17 protein-coding genes and 1 tRNA gene are annotated in these 20,137 nt (G+C 72.0%); 11 read left to right on the top strand and 7 right to left on the bottom strand.

From position 1 onward, the window contains the following. Position 1 precedes the first annotated feature (1 nt). A complete protein-coding gene (locus DMB66_RS01840) occupies positions 2-649 on the bottom strand; it encodes a hypothetical protein (protein ID WP_125802210.1) in 648 nt (215 codons plus the stop codon). A 510-nt stretch (positions 650-1,159) separates the two neighbouring features. On the opposite strand from DMB66_RS01840, the gene DMB66_RS01835 reads away from it, so the two are divergent. The 4 genes from DMB66_RS01835 to DMB66_RS01820 all read left to right on the top strand — a co-directional run bounded on the left by DMB66_RS01835 (position 1,160) and on the right by DMB66_RS01820 (position 5,145). After that, a complete protein-coding gene (locus DMB66_RS01835) occupies positions 1,160-1,975 on the top strand; it encodes an endonuclease/exonuclease/phosphatase family protein (protein WP_125802209.1) in 816 nt (271 codons plus the stop codon). Positions 1,976-2,074: 99 nt separating this feature from the next. Then, positions 2,075-3,109 (top strand): tripartite tricarboxylate transporter substrate binding protein, encoded by a 1,035-nt coding sequence (locus DMB66_RS01830; protein WP_233624228.1) that lies wholly within the window; start codon positions 2,075-2,077, stop codon positions 3,107-3,109. Further along, complete coding sequence (locus tag DMB66_RS01825; RefSeq protein WP_125802208.1) at positions 3,110-3,595, top strand: tripartite tricarboxylate transporter TctB family protein; 486 nt, start codon at positions 3,110-3,112, stop codon at positions 3,593-3,595. Then, positions 3,592-5,145 (top strand): tripartite tricarboxylate transporter permease, encoded by a 1,554-nt coding sequence (locus DMB66_RS01820; protein WP_125802207.1) that lies wholly within the window; start codon positions 3,592-3,594, stop codon positions 5,143-5,145. The genes DMB66_RS01825 and DMB66_RS01820 overlap by 4 nt, the downstream gene beginning before the upstream one ends. Before the next feature lie 35 nt (positions 5,146-5,180). Here DMB66_RS01820 and DMB66_RS01815 read toward each other — a convergent pair whose 3' ends face one another. Beyond that, positions 5,181-5,855, bottom strand: a complete 675-nt coding sequence (locus DMB66_RS01815; RefSeq protein WP_125802206.1) for a response regulator transcription factor — start codon at positions 5,853-5,855, stop codon at positions 5,181-5,183. Next, on the bottom strand, positions 5,852-6,967 hold the full coding sequence (locus DMB66_RS01810) for a sensor histidine kinase (RefSeq protein ID WP_125802205.1): 1,116 nt from the start codon (positions 6,965-6,967) through the stop codon (positions 5,852-5,854). The genes DMB66_RS01815 and DMB66_RS01810 overlap by 4 nt, the downstream gene beginning before the upstream one ends. Before the next feature lie 218 nt (positions 6,968-7,185). Here DMB66_RS01810 and DMB66_RS01805 point away from each other — a divergent pair, with 218 nt between their 5' ends. The 4 genes from DMB66_RS01805 to chrA all read left to right on the top strand — a co-directional run bounded on the left by DMB66_RS01805 (position 7,186) and on the right by chrA (position 10,108). After that, entirely contained in the window at positions 7,186-7,530 is a 345-nt protein-coding gene (locus DMB66_RS01805) for a DUF6223 family protein (RefSeq protein WP_125802204.1), read from the top strand. Positions 7,531-7,784: 254 nt separating this feature from the next. Next, the gene (locus DMB66_RS01800) at positions 7,785-8,522 is read left to right on the top strand and encodes an ArsR family transcriptional regulator (RefSeq protein WP_233624227.1); all 738 of its coding nucleotides are present in this window, start codon (positions 7,785-7,787) and stop codon (positions 8,520-8,522) included. Continuing rightward, positions 8,519-8,911 carry a VOC family protein gene (locus tag DMB66_RS01795; protein WP_233624226.1) on the top strand — a complete coding sequence of 131 codons (393 nt, stop codon included), beginning with the start codon at positions 8,519-8,521 and terminating at the stop codon, positions 8,909-8,911. The genes DMB66_RS01800 and DMB66_RS01795 overlap by 4 nt, the downstream gene beginning before the upstream one ends. Continuing rightward, the gene (gene chrA, locus DMB66_RS01790; protein ID WP_125802202.1) at positions 8,912-10,108 is read left to right on the top strand and encodes a chromate efflux transporter; all 1,197 of its coding nucleotides are present in this window, start codon (positions 8,912-8,914) and stop codon (positions 10,106-10,108) included. It begins immediately after the preceding gene. Between the two features lie 507 nt (positions 10,109-10,615). Here chrA and DMB66_RS01785 read toward each other — a convergent pair. Further along, the gene (locus DMB66_RS01785) at positions 10,616-13,825 is read right to left on the bottom strand and encodes a DUF4132 domain-containing protein (protein WP_125802201.1); all 3,210 of its coding nucleotides are present in this window, start codon (positions 13,823-13,825) and stop codon (positions 10,616-10,618) included. Positions 13,826-14,120: 295 nt separating this feature from the next. Between DMB66_RS01785 and DMB66_RS01780 the strand changes: the two genes are divergently transcribed. Then, a complete protein-coding gene (locus DMB66_RS01780; RefSeq protein ID WP_125802200.1) occupies positions 14,121-14,825 on the top strand; it encodes a lytic polysaccharide monooxygenase in 705 nt (234 codons plus the stop codon). A 6-nt stretch (positions 14,826-14,831) separates the two neighbouring features. On the opposite strand, the gene DMB66_RS01775 is transcribed toward DMB66_RS01780, so the two are convergent. After that, the gene (locus DMB66_RS01775; protein WP_125802199.1) at positions 14,832-15,503 is read right to left on the bottom strand and encodes a response regulator; all 672 of its coding nucleotides are present in this window, start codon (positions 15,501-15,503) and stop codon (positions 14,832-14,834) included. Beyond that, positions 15,500-17,089, bottom strand: coding sequence for an ATP-binding protein (locus DMB66_RS01770; protein ID WP_125802198.1), 1,590 nt, complete (start codon positions 17,087-17,089; stop codon positions 15,500-15,502). The genes DMB66_RS01775 and DMB66_RS01770 overlap by 4 nt, the downstream gene beginning before the upstream one ends. Before the next feature lie 47 nt (positions 17,090-17,136). Here DMB66_RS01770 and DMB66_RS01765 point away from each other — a divergent pair, with 47 nt between their 5' ends. Next, positions 17,137-18,090, top strand: a complete 954-nt coding sequence (locus DMB66_RS01765; protein ID WP_125802197.1) for a tripartite tricarboxylate transporter substrate binding protein — start codon at positions 17,137-17,139, stop codon at positions 18,088-18,090. A gap of 132 nt (positions 18,091-18,222) precedes the next feature. Then, positions 18,223-18,295, top strand: a tRNA-Gly gene (locus DMB66_RS01760). A gap of 35 nt (positions 18,296-18,330) precedes the next feature. On the opposite strand, the gene DMB66_RS01755 is transcribed toward DMB66_RS01760, so the two are convergent. Further along, positions 18,331-19,974, bottom strand: coding sequence for a cellulose binding domain-containing protein (locus DMB66_RS01755; RefSeq protein ID WP_233624225.1), 1,644 nt, complete (start codon positions 19,972-19,974; stop codon positions 18,331-18,333). Between the last annotated feature and the right edge of the window lie 163 nt (positions 19,975-20,137).

Below are 20,137 nucleotides of genomic sequence, written 5' to 3'. Positions count from 1 at the left end.
GTCAGGAGCCCGGCCGGAGCCGCTGGACCATGCACTGGTTGGTCAGGGCGTCGCCGGACAGCCCGGGAAACCGGCGGGCGCACCAGCCGAGCACGTCCTGCCTGTCGCGGAAGTCGCCGAGCGCGAAGGTCACGTAGAGCGGCTCGCCGTGGTAGAGCACCCGCTTGCCGTAGTCGGTGCTCTTGAGCAGCACCACGGCGGTGCCCCCGTTGGCCGGGTCGTCGCGCAGCGCCTGATACTGGCGCAGGATGTCGACGGCCTGGAAGGTGTGCGACCCGTCGGCGGTGGTCTGGCGCTTGTCGTAGATGCCCGGATTCTTCGAGGCCAGCTGGGCCACGTACTGCCCGCGCGGCGACACCGCCGCGAGGTCCCGCCGGCTGATCTCGTCGAGCTGGTCGAGCGCTGCCCGCTCGGGATCGGTCGTCGACTCGGTCTGCGGGATGACGTCCTCGAACCCCGGGCCCGGGCCGCCGGTGTCGCCGCCGGGGTCGTTCCCGGTCTGATCGCCGGTCTGATCGCCGGTGTCGCCGGCGGTGTTCGTCATGGCCGGTGCCGGGTCCCGCGGCAGCAGGTCGTAGCGCCACAGGGCGAGGAAGGTGCCCCCGGCGGTGACGCTCAGCAGCATGGCGGCCAGGCCGAGGACGGCCACCAGGCGGCTTCGCCCGGCCGGGCCGACCGGATGGGCCCAGGCCGGTGGTGGTGGCGGCGAAACGATCCACGGGGGTGGATCACCCTGGCGATTCCGGAATTGTTGATCACTCACGGGAATTGAACCATTCCTAGCCCTCGATCGTATCGCGCGAGCGTAACAGCGATATCGATCGGACCGCCATGCTCCAGGACGCCTACCTCGCTATTCGGCATCACCCTATCGGGGGTATCGTGCCTGGTAGATGGGTGTATCTTAGGGTCGGGTCATTTTCGCGGCCGATACCCGAATGGGATTCGCAATAGTCCGCGGGTGGCCAGATGGAATTGTTTCACCGGCCCGCCGGACAGCGTCCGCTCCGCCTCCGGATTTCCTACGGTCACCGCTGTGCGCTGGTAAAGCGGAAAAGGCTGGGCGCGCGATGCGCCGCGGAATCCTCCGCACCGGGTCCCGGCTGAGCCGGAACAACGCCGGGGCGGTGGGGTTGGGCGTGGGTGATGCAATTGCCGGATGATCGAGCTGCGCCTGCTGACTTTCAACGCCCTGATGAGGGGCGGCGTCCGGCCCCGGCTGCGTGCCCTCGGTGCCGTCCTGGAGCGCTCCGGCTATGACGTCGTGTGCCTGCAGGAGGTGGCGTTCCGCAGCCACGCCGACCTCATCCGGCGCGCGGCTCCCCGGTACGGCCACCACGCGTGGTCCGGCGCCGTGCTGCCGGCGGGCGGGCTGGTGCTGTTGTCCCGCCGTCCGATCCGTACCGTCCGATTCTCGCGATATCCGCGCACCGGGCCCGCCCGGGCCGAATATCTGATGCGCAAGGGTGCGCAGGTCGCGGTCGTGGAAACGGCCGAGGGCCCGCTCGCGGTCGTCAACACCCACCTGTCGGCCAACCGCGACGGCGACTGGTCGGCGGCGAACAGATACACCCGCGTCGCCCGTGCCGAGTTGGGCCACCTCGCGGGTGAACTCGCCCGGCTCGACCCGGCCCTGCCGGTCGTGGCGGTGGGGGACTTCAACCTGCCCCGTACGGCCGGGACCCTCGCCGGGTTCCGGGCGGCCGCGGGCCTCACCGATGCGCTGGCCGGCGACACCGGGCCGACGTACCGGCCGACCCTGCGGTGGCCGAATCCGCCCGCCCTCGACCACGTGCTGGTCCGGTCCGCGCCGGGGCGGACGGTGTCCGCGCGGGCCCGGATCGTGTTCCAGGACCCGGTGCCGCTGCCGGGCGGCCGACAGGGGTTTCTGTCCGACCACTATGGCGTCGAGGCGGTGCTGACCCTGGCGTCGTCACCGGCCGGGATGGCGGAGGAGCCACGGCCCGGGCTGTGACCACAAAGACCACAACGACCACCGCGACCGTAAGGATGACCGCCGATGCCTCCGGGATGCAGCATCTCTGAAACACAGATGCAACATGAGGGAGCGGTCGTGAAGGACACAGTTGTGCGGCGCCCGGGTCGCGTCGTCGCCGCGGGGATGGCTGCGGCGCTGCTGGCCGCCACCGCGGCCGGGTGCGAGAAGGACACCGCCGGCGGGCAGTCGGCCGGCGGCGATGTGCGGTATCCGACCAAGACGGTGCAGCTCATGGTGCCCGCGGCGCCCGGCGGCGGCTGGGATCTCACCGCCCGCACGATGCAGAAGGCGATGACCGACGGCAAGCTCGTCGAGCAGCCCGTCGAGGTATATAACGTCACCGGCGCGGCCGGCACCATCGGCCTGGCCCAGCTCGTCTCCAAGAACCGCGGCGACGCGCACCACCTGATGGTCATGGGCCTGGTCATGGTCGGCGGGGTGGTGGCCAACAAGTCGCCGGTGAAGCTGGACCAGATCACCCCGATCGCCACGCTCACCGCCGAGCAGGAGGTCATCGTCGTGCCGGCGGCCTCGAAGTACAAGAATCTCAAGCAGCTCATGGACGACGCCAAGGCCGCGCCCGCGTCGATCAACTGGGGCGGTGGCTCGGCCGGCGGCACCGACCAGATCCTGGTCGGACTGCTCGCCAAGGCGGCCGGCGCCGACCCCAAGGCGATGAAGTACGTCGCGTACTCCGGCGGCGGCGAGGCGAAGGCCGCGCTGCTCTCCGGCGATCTGACCGCGGCGGTCTCGGGGCAGAGCGAGTTCAAGGACCTGGTCGCCGCCGGCAAGGTCCGCGCGCTCGCGGTCTCCGGCGCGACCGGCGTCGACGTCGGCGGCGGGTCGGCGGCGCCGACCATCAAGGAGCAGGGGTACGACGTCGAGCTGATGAACTGGCGCGGCGTGGTGGCGCCCCCCGGGGTCGAGGGCCCGACCAAGGCGGCGGTGACCGCACTGATCGACAAGCTGCACTCCTCGGAGGCCTGGAAGTCGGCGCTGCAGCAGCAGGGCTGGGAGGACTTCTACAAGAGCGGCGACGCGGCCTCGACCTTCTTCACCAGTGAGAACACGCGCATCACCGGCGTGCTGACCGACATCGGTCTCGGCTAGATGACCACGGAGACGCAACCGGTACGGCGGCCCGAGGTGGGCCGCCGTACCGGCGCGGTGATCCTCGCCGCCGTGCTGGTGCTCGTCGGCGCCGGACTGTTCTGGGTGGCCGTCCGGGAAGCCGACGGCGACCTGGGCCTGCAGAGCCCGCGCCTGGCCCCGGTGGTGGTGTCCGCGGCCTGGGTGCTCGTCGCCGTGGCCTACCTGGTCGTGCAGTTGCGCACCAGGGAGGAACCGCCGGAGGAGAAGCCCGGCTGGTGGAGCCCGGCCGGAGTGGCGGCGAGCCTGGTCGGCTTCGCCGTCGCCCTGGAGTACGCCGGGTTCGTCGTCTCCGCCGCCGCCTTCATCGTCGTGGTCTCCCGGGTGCTCGGCAGCCGCCACCTCGTCCGCGACGTCATCGTGGCGGTGGTCCTGCCGACGGCGATCTACCTGGCCTTCACCCGGCTGCTCGACATCTTCCTGCCCGCGGGGGTGTTTCCGCTGTGAACGTCTTCGGCGACCTGCTGTCCGGCTTCGGCACGGTGCTGAGCCCGGAATACCTGCTGTACGCGGCGATCGGCGTCACCCTCGGCACGTTCGTCGGGGTGCTGCCCGGCATCGGCCCGGCCCTGACCATCGCGCTGCTGCTGCCGGTCACGTTCAGCCTGGACGATCCGATCGGCACCTTCATCATGTTCGCCGGCATCTACTACGGCGCCATGTACGGCGGCTCGACCACCTCGATCCTGCTCAACACCCCGGGTGAGTCCGCGTCGGTGGCCACCGCGATCGAGGGCTATCAGATGGCCCGCCGGGGCCGGGCGAAAGCCGCGCTGGCCACGGCCGCGATCGGGTCGTTCGTGGCCGGCACGATCTCCACCCTGCTGCTGAGCCTGCTGGCGCAGCCGGTGGCGAAGCTGGCGACCACGTTCCGCGCCGCCGACTACTTCGCGCTGTCGCTGCTGGCGATGGTCGCGGTCACCGCCCTGGTCGGGCGCTCCGTGGTACGCGGGCTGATGTCGCTGGTCTTCGGCCTGTTCCTCGGGCTGGTGGGCATCGACGCGCTGACCGGGCAGGCCCGGTTCACCTTCGGCACGATGGAGATGCTGGAGGGCGTGGACATCGTGGTGGTGATCGTCGGCCTCTTCGCGATCGGCGAGACCCTCTACGTGGCGAGCCGGATGCACCACCTGCCGGAGCACGTGGAACCGCTGGAGCCGGGCTCGTCCAAGCTCGGCTGGCTGACCCGCGAGGACTGGAGCCGATCATGGCGGCCGTGGTTGCGCGGCACCGCGATCGGCTTCCCGTTCGGGGCGCTGCCCTCGGGCGGCGCGGACGTGCCGACGTTCCTGTCGTACACCCTGGAGAAGCACCGCGCGAAGAACCGCGACGAGTTCGGCAAGGGCGCGATCGAGGGCGTGGCCGGTCCCGAGGCGGCGAACAACGCGGCGTTCTCCGGGGTGCTCGTGCCGCTGCTGACCCTGGGCATCCCCACCTCCGCGACCGCGGCGGTGATGCTGGCCGCGTTCCAGATCTTCAACCTGCAGCCGGGCCCGCAGCTGTTCGACAACTCGCCGGAACTGGTCTGGGCGCTGATCGCCTCGCTGTACGTCGGCAACGTGCTGCTGCTGTTGCTCAACCTGCCGCTGATCCGGGTCTGGGTCAAGGTCCTCCAGGTGCCCAGGCCGATCCTGTACGCGGGCATCCTCGTCTTCGCCACGCTCGGCGTCTACGCGGCCACGGGCAGCGTCAACCAGGTGTTCATCGCCTACGCCGTCGGCGTGGTCGGCCTGGGCATGCGCCACTTCGACTTCCCGATCGCGCCGGTCATCCTCGGCCTGATCCTGGGACCGATGATGGAGGTGCAGTTCCGCCGGGCGCTGCTGGTGGCCAACGGCGACCTCAGCACCTTCGTGACCCGGCCGCTGACCGCGGTGCTGCTGACGTGTGCGGTGCTGGCCTTCGTGGTCCCGTACCTGCCACGCATCGTGGCGCGGCTGCGCGGGCGCAGCCCGGAGGACGAGCCGAAGAAGCTGGTGTTCGCCGAGGACGACTAGGTTTCCGTCCCCCACGGAGAAGGGCGGGCCGGCGGTCACTCCGCCGGCCCGCCACCGCGGGGAGCGATGAGGCCGGACTCGTAGGCGATGATGACCAGCTGGGCGCGGTCCCGGGCGTGCAGCTTGGTCATGGCCCGATTGACGTGCGTCTTGGCGGTCACCGGGCTGATCACCATGCGCCCGGCGATCTCGTCGTTGGACAGGCCGTGCGCGACCAGCGTGACGGCCTCCCGCTCGCGAGTGGTCAAGTGCGTCAACGCGGCGGCCGTCCGGACGTGCGGCGGCTGGGTGACGTACCGGTCGATCAGCTTGCGGGTGATCGACGGCGCGAGCAGCGCGTCGCCGCGCGCGGCCACCCGGATGGCGTGCAGGAAGTCCTCCGGCAGGATGTCCTTGACGAGGAAGCCGGCCGCCCCGGCGCGCAACGCGTCGAAGACGTACTCGTCCAGCCCGTAGTTGGTCAGGACCACGACGTGCACACCGCCCAGGTCCGGATCGGTCGCGATCCGCCGGGTGGCCTCGATGCCGTCGACCTTCGGCATCCGGATGTCGAGGAGCACGACGTCGGGCAGGTGCTGCCGGGCCAGCGCCACGCCCTCGCTGCCGTCGCCGGCCTCGGCCACGACCTCGATGTCGTCCTCGGCGTCGAGCAGCGCACGGAATCCGCTGCGGATGAGTGGCTGGTCGTCGACCAGCAGGACACGGATCACGACGCGCGGTCCACGGGAAGTTCGGCGTGGACGGTGAAGCCGCCCTCGCCGCGCGGCTCGGCGCGCAGCTTGCCGCCGAGGGCGGTGACGCGTTCGCGCATCCCGAGCAGTCCGACGCCGGGCACCGGCGGGGACTGCGGCGTGGCGGTGCCGTCGTCGTCGACCTGGATGACCACGGCGCCGGGCCGGTAGGCCACCCGGACGGACGCGGTGCCGGCCCGGGCGTGCCGGGCGACGTTGGTCAACGACTCCTGCACGATCCGGTACGCGGTGCGGTCCACCGCGGCCGGCACGTCGGCGCGGTGGCCCTCGATCGTCAGGGACGCGCGCAGGCCGGTGGTGCCGGCCCGCTGCACGAGGTCGGCGAGGTGGTCGAGGCCCCGCGGCGGGGTCCTGTCGTCGTCGCGCAGCGCCTCCAGCGTCGCGCGCAGCTCCCGGGCGGCCTCGCGGCCGGCATCCCGGATCGCCAGCAACGCGTCCGGCACCGGCTCGCCGCGCTTCTGAGCCACGTGTACGGCGGCCTCGGCCTGCACCTTGATCACGGAGATCTGGTGGGTGAGCGAGTCGTGCAGCTCCCGGGCGATGTGCAGCCGCTCCTCGTCGGCCCGGCGCAGCGCGCTCTGCTCGCGGGTGCGCTCGGCCTCGTCCGCCCGGCGTTCGGCCTGGCGCAGCGCCTCGCCCGCCGCGCCGGCGGCGATCAGCCAGGCCAGTTCGAGCACACTCCGCGCCTGAGTGAACGCCGCACCCGCGTCCTGCCGGCCCGAGGCCATCACCGCGACGGGCAGCGCGGCCAGCAGGACGACGCTCACGGCCGCGGTGGCGACCCGGTGCCCGGCCCGCATCGCCGAGTACACCGCCACCAGGTACGCGACGGCGAACACGGTGAATCCGGCAGCCTGATAGCCCACCGCGCACAACCCGCTGACGACCAGCACCGCGACCGGAGCGCGCCGCCGCGCGGCCAGCGCGAGGCCGCCGGCCGCCAGCAGCGCGTAGCCGAGCTGATCGGTGCCCGACGACCAGCGATGCCCGGACAGCCCGGTGACCACCAGGATCGCCGCCACACCGACGGCGACCAGCCAGTCCCGGACGCCGACCCGTGCACTACCCATGCGGGCACCTTAACCGGGCGCCCGCCCCGGCGAATCCTGCCGGCGCAGCGGGGGCCGGCTGCCACGCACGCCGCACTCCGCCCGGCTCCTACCACGCCGGCAGCAGCCGGACTGCGCGCTCGTGGCAGCGCGAAGTGTCCACGCCGGCACGATGCCCGCCGACCGGCCGGACGGCCAGGATCGGTGACATCAGCCCAGGACAACCAGGGAGAAACGCCATGATCAACTCTTTGCTGCTCGCCGGCGCGACCACCGTCGGCGCGGCCACCCTCACCCTCGACCGAGCCGTAGCCACCGTAGCCGCCCTGGTAGCGCTGGCCGGCGCGATCGCCGGCGGCCTCGCACTGGCCCGGTCCGGCGCCGGCGGCGGACCGCGGAGATCATTCGTCGCCATGGCCGCGGGCGCCGTCGGTACGCTCGCCGGCATTCTGGTGCTGGCCACGGCCGACGGCGGACCCGGCACCGGCAACGGCGTGGTCGGCGGCTACGCGGGCGTGATGTTCGGCCTGATCGCCGTCGTCCTCGGCGGGCTCGCCCTGCTCCGGTCACGTCGCCACGCTTGACCGTGTTCCTGTCCCGGCGGGCTTGTCTTGTTCGGCCGGGCCGTCGCGCTTGACCTTGTTCTTTGTCTCGGCGGCATGCCCTGCTCCGGTCGTGTCGCCACGCTTGACCGTGTTTCTGTCTCGGCGGGCTTGCCCTGCTTCGGTCGGGCCGTCGCGCTTGACCGTACTTTCCATCTCGGCGGGCTCGCCTTGCTCCGATCGCGCGGCCCGCTCGGCCCTATTTCCATCAAATGGATTTGATGTATTGTCGGTCTGTGGACCTGCCGGTGTTTCTTCAGGCCGCCGGGCACCCGGTGCGGTGGCGGCTGTTGGGTGCGCTCGCCCGCAGCGACCGGCAGGTGCACGAGCTCACCGCGTCGCTGGCCGCGCAACAGAGCCTGATCTCCTACCACCTGGGCCTGCTGCGCAAGGCTGACCTGGTCCGGGCCCGCCGCAGCTCCGCCGACGGCCGCGACATCTACTACCGCATCGACCTGGCCCGCTGCGGGCACCTGCTGGCCGCGGCCGGCGGCGCGTTGCACCCGGGCCTGCGGCTGGCCGCACCGCCCGTGCCCGCCGAGGTGCCACCCACCCGGGTGCTGTTTCTGTGCACCGGCAACAGCTCACGATCGCAGATGGCCGAGGCGCTGCTCCGCCGCCGATCCGGCGGCCGGGTGACGACGTTCAGCGCCGGCAGCCGGCCCAAACCGATTCATCCCGGCGCGGTCACCGTCATGACCGCATGGGGCATCGACCTGAGCGCCGCCCGGCCCAAACACCTCGACGAGTTCACCGGGCAGCGCTTCGACCAGGTGATCACGTTGTGCGACCGGGTCCGGGAGGTGTGCCCCGAGTTCCCCGGCCACCCGGCGACGGCGCACTGGAGCATCCCCGACCCGGCCGCGGATCCCGACGGCCGCCCGGCGTTCGACCGCGTCGCCGTGGAGCTCGCCGAACGCATCGATTTCCTGCTGCACACCATCGCCACCGAACCCGCAGGGGAGGCGCCATGACCGGCATCACCGACACCACCGTGCACGTCCGCTACCTCGTCGACGACGTGCAGGCCGCCATCGACTTCTACACCACCCACCTCGGCTTCGTACCCAACACGGCGTTCCCGCCCGCCTTCGCCGACGTGCTGCGGGGAAACCTGCGGCTGCTGCTGTCCGGACCGACCAGCTCGGCCGGCCGGCCGATGCCGGACGGTCGCACGCCGCATCCCGGCGGCTGGAACCGCATCCACCTGCTCGTCGAGGACATCGACGCCGAGGTCGCCCGGCTGGGCGCGGCGGGCGTGGTGTTCCGCAGCGAGGTGGTCACCGGCCCCGGCGGCAGGCAGATCGTCCTGGATGATCCAGCGGGAAACCCGGTCGAGCTGTTCCAGCCGGCCGCCGCCTGAATGAGCGGAGACCCGCGCGCGTCCGGCGGCCGAGCCGCCGCCCGGCCGCGGGCGAGCCTGGCCACGGTGCTCAAGGAATGGGGACGGATCGGCTGCGTCGGCTTCGGCGGGCCACCGGCGCACATCGCGCTGCTGCGCAAGCTGTGCGTCGAGGATCGCGAATGGCTCGACGCGCAGGAGTTCGAGGACGCGATCACGGCCTGCAACCTGCTGCCCGGACCGGCATCCACCCAGCTGGCGATCTTCTGCGCGTGGCGGGTCCGCGGCCGGGCCGGCGCCCTGGTCGGCGGAACCGCCTTCATCGTCCCCGGTCTCGTCATCATCCTGGCCCTGGCGATGCTGTTCCTCCGCGATGATCCACCGACCTGGGTCAAGGCCGCCGGGGCGGGCGCGGGAGCCGCCGTGGCCGCGGTCGCCGTGCAGGCCGGGGTCAGCCTGATCCCGGCCGGCTGGCGGCGCGCACCGCAGCACAGCAACCGGACCAGGTGGACGCTGTACCTGACCGCGGGCACCGTCGCGGCGGCGACGATCGGCCCGTGGCTGGTGCTGCTCCTCATCGCCTGCGGCGTCGCCGAAATCATCGGGCAGCGCGTCCCGTCCCGGCCCCGCCGCCACCCGAAGCCCGCCCTGCCGCTCCTCGCCGCGGCCGGGGCCGGTGGCGGCGTGCTGCTGTCGATCGCGTGGGTCGCGATCAAGGTCGGCGCCCTGTCCTACGGCGGCGGATTCGTCATCATCCCCCTCATGCGCGCCGACGCCGTCGACCACTACCACTGGATGACCGGCGCCCAGTTCCTCAACGCGGTCGCACTCGGCCAGATCACCCCCGGCCCCGTCGTGCAAACCGTCGCCGTGGTCGGCTACGCCGCAGCCGGCATCACCGGCGGCCTCCTCGCCTCGGCCGTCGCGTTCAGCCCCTCCTTCGCGTTCATCCTGCTCGGCGCACACCGCTTCGACCGGCTCCGCGGCAACCACACCGTGCGGGCCTTCCTCGACGGCGCCGGCCCGGCCGCGATCGGCGCCATCCTCGGATCCGCTGTCCCGCTGGCTCTCACCCTCACCCAGGCCTGGCAGTGGTGCATCCTCGCCGGCGCTGTTCCCCTCATGCTGGTGCTACGGCGCGGCCCGGTCCTCACCCTGCTCACCGCCGCCACCGCCGGGGTGCTGATCGTGCTCGCCGGAGCGACGTTGCCCCAGTGAGCCGCGGCCCTTGCCGCAGCCGGCCTGCTGCTGGCTGCGCCGGCCTGCTGCTGCCCATGCCGGTTCGCCGTTGGCCACGTCGGTCGGCCGCCGGTTACGTCGGCCTGCAGCGGGCTCGCTGGCGGTCACGCTGGCCGGTTCGCCGCTGGCCTGCTGCCGGTCACGCTGGCCTGTCGTTGGCTATGCCGGTCCACCGCCGGTTACGTCGGCCTGCAGCGGGCTCGCTGGCGGTCACGCTGGCCGGTTCGCCGCCGGCCCACCGCCGGTCACGCTGGCCTGTCGTTGGCCATGCCGGTCCACCGCCAGCTACGTCGGCCTGCCGCCGGCCATACCGGTCCGCTGCCGGCCGTGTCGGTCTGCCGCCGGCCATGCCGGTTCGCCGTTGGCCACGTCGGTCGGCTGCCGGTCACGTCTGCGGTGCGCTGCCGGTCACGTCGGCCCCGCAGCCGGCCCGCCGCCGGCCACGGTGGCCGGGGGCGCGGCCGGCTCTGCCGCCGGTTGGCTGGGTCACTCCGTCAGGAATCGTAGGTCGCGTAGGACCTCCGAGGCGGCGATCGGGTCGAGGTCGGCGAATTTGGCTGGGTCCTCGGGGTGGGGCTGGCCGGACCCGGCTGATCCGTCCGGGGACAGGGTGGTGGTCCACACCCGGATCCGGGCTAGTTGCTTGGCCTGTTGTTCCGGCTCCTGCCAGTGGTAGCCGGGCGCGAACCCGATCTCGACGGTTCGGTTTTCGGGCCAGGACCGCAGCACCGCGTCGTGGCCCTGGCTGAATCGCCAGCCCCGGGCGGTCAGCATGAACAGCTTCCGGCCCTCGGTGCTGCTGCCGGCGAAGGAACCGGGGTCGGTTGTGGCCAGGCTGAACACCTCCCGGCTCAGCTGCGCGAACGGCTGGATGATCTCGTAGTCGGCGAAGATCTCCGCCCAGGCGGGCCGGTCGGCCGTGAAGTGCCAGGGGTGTGCCAGCCCGACCGTTGCGGCGTCGTCGAGGGCCAGGGTCTTGTCGTCGATGTCGGCGAAGGTGCGGTCCTCGGCCGCCCGGAAGAGCGTCGCGACCCCGCCCCGCTCGTCGAAGGTCGCCCACAGCAGCCGCCGCACCAGCTGCCACACCAGGGGGTGCCGCACGAGCAGGCGCTGGAATTCCGCCCCGGTCCAGCGCCGGCCCATGACCATCGCCTGTTCGAGGGCCCGGATCCGCTCCCCGGCGACGGACCGCACGTCCTTCTTCAGCTCGGCGAACCGTCGGTAGGCGGCCGGGGCCAGCTCCTGGTCGTCGGTGGCGACCGGCCTGGGCAGTCGGGCGAGCGGCGCGCCGTGCTGGTCGGTGAAGCGCGGCGCGAACTGCTCGTCGAAGCCGACGGTGAACTGCCGCGGCCCGTAGTCGACAGTCGTCCGGCCGTCGGCGTCGAGGCCCAGATCCGGCACGATCTGATCGGCTAATTGCTCGGGGCTCAGGCCCCTCGCCTCGCCGACCCAGCCGAGGCGCTGCTCGGCCTGCGCGCGGAAACCCTTGGTCTCCGCCTTGCGCGCCAGCCGGTGCAGATGCGTCAGCGCGACGTCGGATCCGATCGCGGCGAGGACGTCCATGCCCGTGCGCACCCGCACGCTGCTGCCCTTCGCCCAGGACGGGAAGAGCGCGGTCAGCGCGGGGACGGTGGTGTCGTCACCGAGCAGCGCCAGCGCCACCATCGCGAGCTGGTGCTTCGCCGGATATTCCGCGGCCTGCCACTGCTCGAAGACCGCCCAGGCGAAGACGGCGAGGCTGTGCGGCTCGCAGTGTGCCCGTACCTCGGCGATCCCGGGGTGGGGCGCCGCGATCTTCGACACGGCGAGCAGCGCGGCCAACTGCCGCGCCGCGTCCTGGGGGAGCGCCGGGCCGCCGTCTCGCGGGCTGATCGCGGGCAGGGTCGGCAGGACCAGCCACTCCGGCAGGTCGGGGACCCGCATCGGCTTGCCGTTCGGGCCTCGCGGGGGACCGGCGAGCACCGGCGGGGTCGCACCCGGCTGCTGCTGCGCGGTGGGCCCTGCGACGCTCGCGAGGATGGCCTCCACCCGGGCCCGGGCCGGCGCGTCGAGGGCCGGCAGCGCCTCGGCGACCGCCTCCGGGTAGGCGAGCACGTGGTTGCGCAGCAACTCCACCAGGGTCTCCGGTGCCTCGGTCGCTTGCTTCTTGGCCGTCTTGGCGATGAGGACCCGCAACGCGCGCTGGGGATCACGCTTGGCCACGGTCAGCAGGGCGGGGCGGAAGTATTTGCGCTCCACCCTGTCGACCAGGTGGCCGAGCGCCTCATCGGTCGGCACCGCGGCCAGCGCCGCGATCGCTCTCTTCTCGTCCTCGGCGCTCTCGAGCAGCCGGTAGTAGGGGGTCTTGGCGTGGCTGTCCAGCAGGTCGACCAGGCCTGTGCCGATCCCCGCGCCGCCGCTGGCCACGATCTCCCGCGCGCGGGCCAGCACCGGGGCCGGCAGCACCCCGGCCGCGGCCGGGACCAGGCGTGGCTCGGCCAGCACCTGGGTGCCCAGCAGGTCTTTGTATACCGCCGACTCGTGCGGATTGGTCACCCCGGGGCGACCGTACTTGTCGTTGAACGTCGCCGGCTCGGCCGCTTCGAGCTCGGCGAGGATCCGCAGCGCCCGTACCGGATATCGGGTGATCATGCCGGATTTCAGGAGCGCGGCCAGGCGGATCCGGAGCGCGCCGACGGTGTCCCGGCACATCAGCCGGAACGCGTCGTCGGTCGGGATCTCCGCGAGCAACCGCAGCCCTTCCGGCCCGAACCGCTCGGAGGATGAGAAGTTCGAGTCGTGCAGCCACAGCAGCTGGAGATAGAACGGCCCGAGCAGGATCGGCGCGGCGGCCGGCCCGACCCCGTCGAGGACGGTGCCCACGTCCGACAGCGAGCGGTAGCCCAGCAAGGACGACGTGATGGTGCCCCGCAACAACTCGAGGTGGCGGACCGAGCTGGCGGCGTGCAGCAGGATCGCGCTCATGCTCCGTTCATCGCCCCAGCCGGACTCCGCGCCGCGTTCCCGGTCGGTGGACCAGCCCGCGGCCGCGGCACAGTCGTCGTCGACCCATCCCACCTGCGTCGGCACCAGGTATGACGTCGTTATCCGGCCGACCGGTGAGGTGCGATAGCCGCCGAGGATCTCGCAGGCCCGCTCGTAGTCGTCGTCGGTCGCCACCGCGAGATGCGACCGCAGGGCCCGGGCCACCCGGTAGAGACTCCTCAGATCCTCCCCACGCCAGAGAGACTCGTACGTCTTCTCGGCGGTGGGGTCGACCGACCAGAGCGAACTGGCCGCGATGATGCCGGCCAGCTCGCCGACGACCCGGACTGCGAACTCGATGCCGAACCGGGACACCCACACGTCGACGAGATATTCCGCGTCGGTGACGTGGCAGCGGGTGAGCAGGGTGGCCACCGCGGCCCCGAGCACGCTCGCCTCGGCGCCCGGATCGTCGGAGGACTGCCAGTCGCTCAGGTAGCGCCAGCCCTCGGCCTGCAGCACCGGGTCGTAGATGACGTCGCGTTCCGACGTCATCCGCCGCAGTGACTTGGCCACCTTCTCGGATCTCAGCCAGTCGCGCAGCCGCTCGGTCGCGTCGGGTGGGACGACCCGTGCCGGGCCGGGACAGCCGCCCCGGCGCGGGTGCACCTCCTGGCGCCAGAACGCGGGTACCACCCAGGTGTCCTCATCCGGCAACACGAACGCACGCACGACAGCTCCCATGTTCGACAGTGGAGTCTGAAAGCTAGACCACCCGTACGACAACCTTCACGACCGTCGAACCACCCCTCCTTTTCATTGACAGATATCAATGGAGTCTGCGAGCCGTCGGGGAGGGACCGCCGTGGAGCCGAAGGCCGGTCCGGGAGAGGGCGAAACTCCCGGGCAACCGTCCGTTCATGCCCACGCGTGTCTTCAGCGCGGCGCCCGGGTCCCTCGGCGCCGCCCCGTTCCCGCAAGGTGCGCCCGGGCATGTCGATCCCCGATATCGAGTGCTGGAGGCACCATGTCATCCCCGATCCGCAAACGCTCGGCGCGCGCGCTCACCGTCGCGGTGGCCGCCGTGTTGCTGTTCTCGACCGCGCTCGTCGACGGCGCGTTCGCTCATGGTTCGACGATCGACCCCGCGTCCCGCAACTACGGCTGCTGGAAGAGGTGGGGCAGCGATTTCCAGAACCCGGTGATGGCCACCGTCGATCCGATGTGCTGGCAGGCCTGGCAGGCCGACACCACCGCGATGTGGAACTGGAACGGTCTCTACCGGGAGAACGTCCAGGGCAACCACCAGGCCGCGGTCCCGAACGGGACGTTGTGCAGCGCCGGCAACACCGGCGGCACCCGGTACTCGGCGCTGGACACGCCGGGCAACTGGACCGCGACGAGGTTCGCCAACCCGGCCGCTTTCACTGTGGTGGCGCACGACCAGGCCCGGCACGGCGCCAAGTATTTCAGGGTGTATGTGAGCCGGCAGGGCTTCGACCCGGTGACCCAGCGGCTGGCCTGGAGCGATCTCATCCTGCTCAAGGACACCGGGCCGGTCGCACCGGGCGCCGGCGAGACCACCACCGACCCGGTGCTGGGCGGGGTGTCCGTGAAGATCCCGGTGAGCGCACCGGGCCTGACCGGCCGGCACATCGTCTACACCGTCTGGGAGGCCGGGCACGCCGACCAGGTCTACTACTGGTGCGCCGACGTCATCTTCGGCCAGTAGCGAGACTCAGGCGATCCAGCGGTAGCGGCGCTGCGGCCGGCCCGCCGAGCCGTACCGGAGCCGGACCTCGGCCTTTCCCGCGGTGACGAAGTGTTCCAGATAGCGGCGGGTGCTCACCCGGGACAGGCCGATCCGCTCGGCGCATTCCTCGGCGGACAGGTCGTCCGGGCAGTCGCGCATCGCGTTCGCGATCAGCCGCGAGGTGTCCGCGGTGAGGCCCTTCGGCATCGGCGCGCTGGAGGTTCGCAGCGTGACGAACAACTGGTCCACGTCCGGCTGGCCCACGTCGGTGGCGAGCGCGAGCCGGCCGTGCACCGCCGCGTACCGTTCCAGCCGGTCGCGCAGCACGTCGAAGCTGAACGGCTTGAGGACGTAGTGCACGACGCCGCCACGCAGCGCCGACCGTACCGTCGAGACGTCGCGGGCCGCGGTGACCGCGAGCACGTCCGGGCCGCCGTCGCCGCCCTCCCGCAGCCGGCGCAGCACCTCCAGCCCGGTGATGTCGGGCAGGTAGATGTCGAGCAGCACCAGGTCCGGCCGGACCGCGTCGATCTGGGCGAGCGCGTCCGCGCCGGTGTGCGCGACACCGACCGTGGTGAAGCCGGGGACGCGGTCGACGAATCCGCGGTGCACCTTGGCCACCATGAAGTCGTCGTCGACCACCAGGACCCGGATCACGGCACGACCTCTCTCTGCAGCGGCAGGCGGGCGGTGAACGTCGAGCCGTCCACCTCGACGCCGCCGCCCCGGTGCACGCTGATCAGCCGGATCATCGCCAGGCCGAGGCCGTGGTGGCCGTCGGTCTGGTCCTTGGTGCTCCAGCCCTGCTGGAACACCCGGTCGGCCAGCGCCGGCTCGACGCCGGGCCCGGAGTCGGTCACGGTCACGACAACCTCGCCGATCTCGTCGGTCCCGCCGGTCTCGTCCACCGGCACCGTCGCCACCTTCACGGTAATGGACCCGCCCGGGCCCGCCGCGTCGAAGGCGTTGTCCACCAGGTTGCCGACCACGGTGACCAGGTCGGCCGACAGTCGGTCGTCCACCGGCGGCAGGTCCGTGCCCTCGGCGATGGTCAGGGACACGCCCTGCTCGGCCGCGAGGCTGGCCTTCGCGATCAGCAGCGCCGCCAGCGCCGGATCCCGGATCACCCCGGTGACCGCCCGGTCCAGGTTCTCGTGCAGCTCGCTGGTTCGGGTGATGTAGCGCACAACCTCCTCGTGCTCACCCAGTTCTACCAGGCCGGAGATGGTGTGCAGCCGGTTCACGAACTCGTGCGCCTGCGCCCGCAGGGTGTCGGTGGTGTGCCGGCTGGCGTCCAGTTCGCGGCGCAGCACGGTCAGCTCGGTGCGGTCCCGCAGCGTCGTCACCGACCCGGCGGCGCGCCCGCGCATGACGACCGGCTGCCTGTTCAGCACCACCACCCGGTCGTCGCTGAGCACCACCTGGTCGACCCCCTCCGACCGGCCGGTGAGCACGTCCAGCAGCGCCGGCTCGAAGCCCTGGTCGAGCAGCGAGCGGCCGACCGCGTCGGGGCGCAACCCGAGCAGCCGGATCGCCTCGTCGTTGACCAGGGTCACCCGGTGCGCCGCGTCGGTGCCGATCACCCCCTCCTTGATGCCGTGCAGCATCGCCTCGCGGTGCTCGACCAGGCCGGTGATCTCGCGTGGCTCCAGGCCCAGGGTCTGCCGTTTCACCCGCCGCGCGAGCAGCAGGGAGCCGCCGACGCCGAGCGCCGCGCCCAGCACGAGGTAGGTGAGCAGGTTCGTCAGGGCGCTGCTGAGCTGGTCGGACAGGGTCGGATAGGTGCGGCCCACGATGATCAGCCCGATGAAGTGCCCGTCCTGCTCGTCCAGCACCGGGACGTGGGCGACCAGGGCCTTGCTGCCGCCGGAGATGACACCGACCCAGGAGCGCCCGGTGAGGGCCGGGCTGCCGGCCATCGGCGCGGTCCGCCCGGCGTCCGGCCCGGTGACGATGGTGCCGGCGGCGTCGGTGACGACCACGTACGAGGCGCCGGACACCGCGCGGGCGCTCTCGGCCACCGTTTCGAGGGCGTCGCGGCCGAGCGGATTGCCCAGGCCCAGCCGTACGGTGCGGTTGATGGCCGCGTTCTCGCCGACCGAACGCAGCCGCTCGCCCTCGACCCGGCGGAACGCGGCGTCCGCCTCGGCGATGGACACGGCCGCGACCGCCCCGACGACGAGCAGCACGATGGCCAGTTGCAGGGCGAGCAACTGGCCGGCCAGGGAGAGCCGGTGTCTCATGGAAGAGCATCCTGCGCTGATCCGGTGCGCTGCGCCAGACTGGGGGGATGCGAAGGCGTTCCCTGTTCGGCGGCGCGCTCGCCGCCGCCCTGGCGGGGTGCACCACCCCGGCGGCAGATCTGCGGATCATGGTGCCCAATCCGCCGGGCAGCGGCTACGACATCACGGCCCGGGTACTGGCCAGCGTGCTGGACAGCGGCGGCATAGCCCGCGGCGTCGAGGTGTTCAACCTGCCCGGCGCCGGGGGAGTGGTCGGCCTGCGCCGGCTGGCGTACGAGCGGGGCAACGGCCTGCTGGTGATGCTCATGGGCCTGGGGCTGGTCGGCGCCGAGATCGCCACGAACGCCGAGGTGACGCTGGCCGACACCACGGCGATCGCCCGGCTGGTGCAGGAGCCGTCGATCGTCGTGGTGCGCCGCGATTCCCCGTACGGCTCCCTCGACGAGCTGATCGAGGCCTGGCGTGCCGATCCGGCGGGGGTCCCGGCCGGCGGTGGGTCCTCGATCGGCGGACCCGACCACCTGGCCATCATGCTGCTGGCCGAGGCGGCCGGGCTGCCGCCGGCCCGGGTGGCCTACCGCCGGCACGACGGCGGCGGTGACCTGCTCGCCGCGGTCCTCGGCCGCGAGGTGGCGTTCGCGATGTCCGGGCTGAGCGAGTACGCCGACCAGATCGCCTCGGGCCAGCTGCGCGCGCTCGCGGTCACCAGCGAGGAGACCGTCAGCCAGGTGGCGGCGCCGACGATCCGCTCCGCCGGCCTGGACGTCGTGTTCAACAACTGGCGTGGCCTGGTCGGCCCGCCGGGCCTGTCCGCGGCGGACGCCGCGGGGCTCCGGGCGATGGTCGCGGCGCTGGACGCCTCGGCGCCCTGGGCCGCCGCGCGGGCCCGCTTCGGCTGGACGGCGGCGCACCTGAGCGGCGAGGCGTTCGCGGCCTTCATCGCTCAGGAGAGCGACCGGGTCGCCGGCGTGCTGCGCGGGCTGGGCCTCGACCAGGGCTGACCGGTCCCGCCGGCTGTTCGCCGGGAGGCCCGTGCCGACGGGCGGCAGCGACCCGGCACCCCCTCCGGCTGTTCGGCCGGAGGGGGATTTGCTAGTATTTCCTCCGTCGCCGGGATCGTGCCGGAGGGACAAGCGGACGTAGCGCAGCTGGTAGCGCATCACCTTGCCAAGGTGAGGGTCGCGGGTTCGAATCCCGTCGTCCGCTCTCGATCATCGACAGTGTCCGGTCGGCTGGGGGCATCAGCCGGCGCCGCAGGTGGGGGTCATGCCGCCGCTGGGGCCGGTTGCCTGGAAGCCGAATTCCGTGGACTGGCCGGCGCCGATCTTCCCGTTGTAGTCGACGTTCGAGAACTGGACGGCGCCGCTCGTGCCGGTCCGGTTCGCGTTCCAGGTGCCGGTGACGGTGGCGCCGGCGGGCAGGTTCAGGCCGACGTTCCAGGCGTTGATCCCCGATGCGCCGGCCGTGACCTTGACGGTCGCCACGAATCCGCCGTTCCACCCGTTGACCGACACCGTCGCGGTGCAACCACTACCCGGCGGCTGCGACGTGGGTGGCTGCGAGGTCGGTGGTTGCGAGGTCGGTGGTTGCGAGGTCGGCGGGGTGGAGGTGGGCGGGCTCGATCCGAGGACCGGGGTCTGCCAGTCCCGCCATTCCGCCAGGTTGCCGGCCGCCCTGCTGGAGATCCTGATCGCGCCGGCGGCGTTGCCCGTCCTCAGCAGGTACTTCTGGATGTGCTGCTGCAGGGGCACCCGCCATTCGGCCCGGTTGGCGCAGTGGCTGCCGTCCTGGATGTCGGACCAGTAGGTGATGTTGTCGCCCGCGCCGAGGGCCCGGTAGACCTCCGCGCCGCCCAGCGCCGCCACGCTCGCGGATCTGGGTCCCAGGTTGGCGATGTGCGGATTGTCCATGATGAACAGTCCGCGCGGCGCGACCATGGCGACCATCTCGTGGGTGTCGACCGGCAGCCGGGCCGGGCTGCCGGTGAACGAGCCGAAGGCGTCGCCGAGCCACGGCTGCTCCCCGTAGGCGCTGCTCAGGCTCTGGGCGCCCTCGCCGGGGATGCCGCGGAAGATCGGGGCCCCGGCGCTGCCCGATTCGATCGGCATGGTCAGGGCGATGCGCTGGTCGAACGCGCCGATGACGAAGGCGCCCTTGCCGAAGCGGGAGCAGCCGGTGACGCCGGTCGCGTCGGCCCTGAGGATGCCGCCGTTCGCCTGCTCGATGACGTCGATGATGCGGCTGACGCCCCAGGCCCAGGCCATGAGCAGCCCGGTGCTGCTGGAGGAGCCGTAGACGCTGTAGAACGCACCCTGCTTGTTGGTGCGGGGCGTGCCCTCCTTGCCGACCGCGTACGGGTCATAGGTGATGACGGCCGCGCCGGCGGCCCTGATGGTCGCCGTGTCGGCGCCGAATCCGCCCAGGACGACGACGGCCGGGAAGGGCCCGGTGCCGCTGGGCAGCTGGACGCCGGCGGAGAAGCTGGAGCTTCGGCCGTTGTGCGTCACGTTCACGGTGATGGCGGTGCTCGAGACGGTCCCCGTGACGCTCGTGGGCTTCGTGGGCTTCTCGCCGTAGACGAACTTCTCCGCCAGTTTCTTGATCTCCGCGCGCCGGCACTGCCAGTCGGCGGTGGTCGCGATGCGCGTGCCGTTGAGCCTCGTGAAGGGGTCGGGGAGCTTGGCGATGGTGGGCAGGGAACCGGCGTCGGGCAGGCTGGGAACGGCACAGCCGGCACCCTCGTCCTCCACGCCGGCGGCCAGGGCGGCGGCCTCGGCGGGAGCAGTTCCGGGCACCAGAGACGCCGCTCCGGCGACCGTCAGCGCCGCTATCGCCAGCGCGACGACCGTCGAACGGATGCTTGAGCGAGAAGAGCTGGTGGTCACTCGGGCTCTCCTTCCGGTGGATGGCGGAAGCGGTGATCGCCGGCCTCTGGAATTCCGAAACTTCCGGTCCGCGGACCGTGGAAGCGCTCCCATACTGATCCCGCCAGTGTTGGGCAGGTATTGAGATGTGTCAATCAGTACCCCGAAACTTCCGGGGGTGTTC

This window comes from Actinoplanes sp. ATCC 53533 (genome assembly GCF_003947245.1).
Note: the sequence above shows the minus strand (reverse complement) of the source record. Positions and strands in the feature narration are given on the sequence as shown.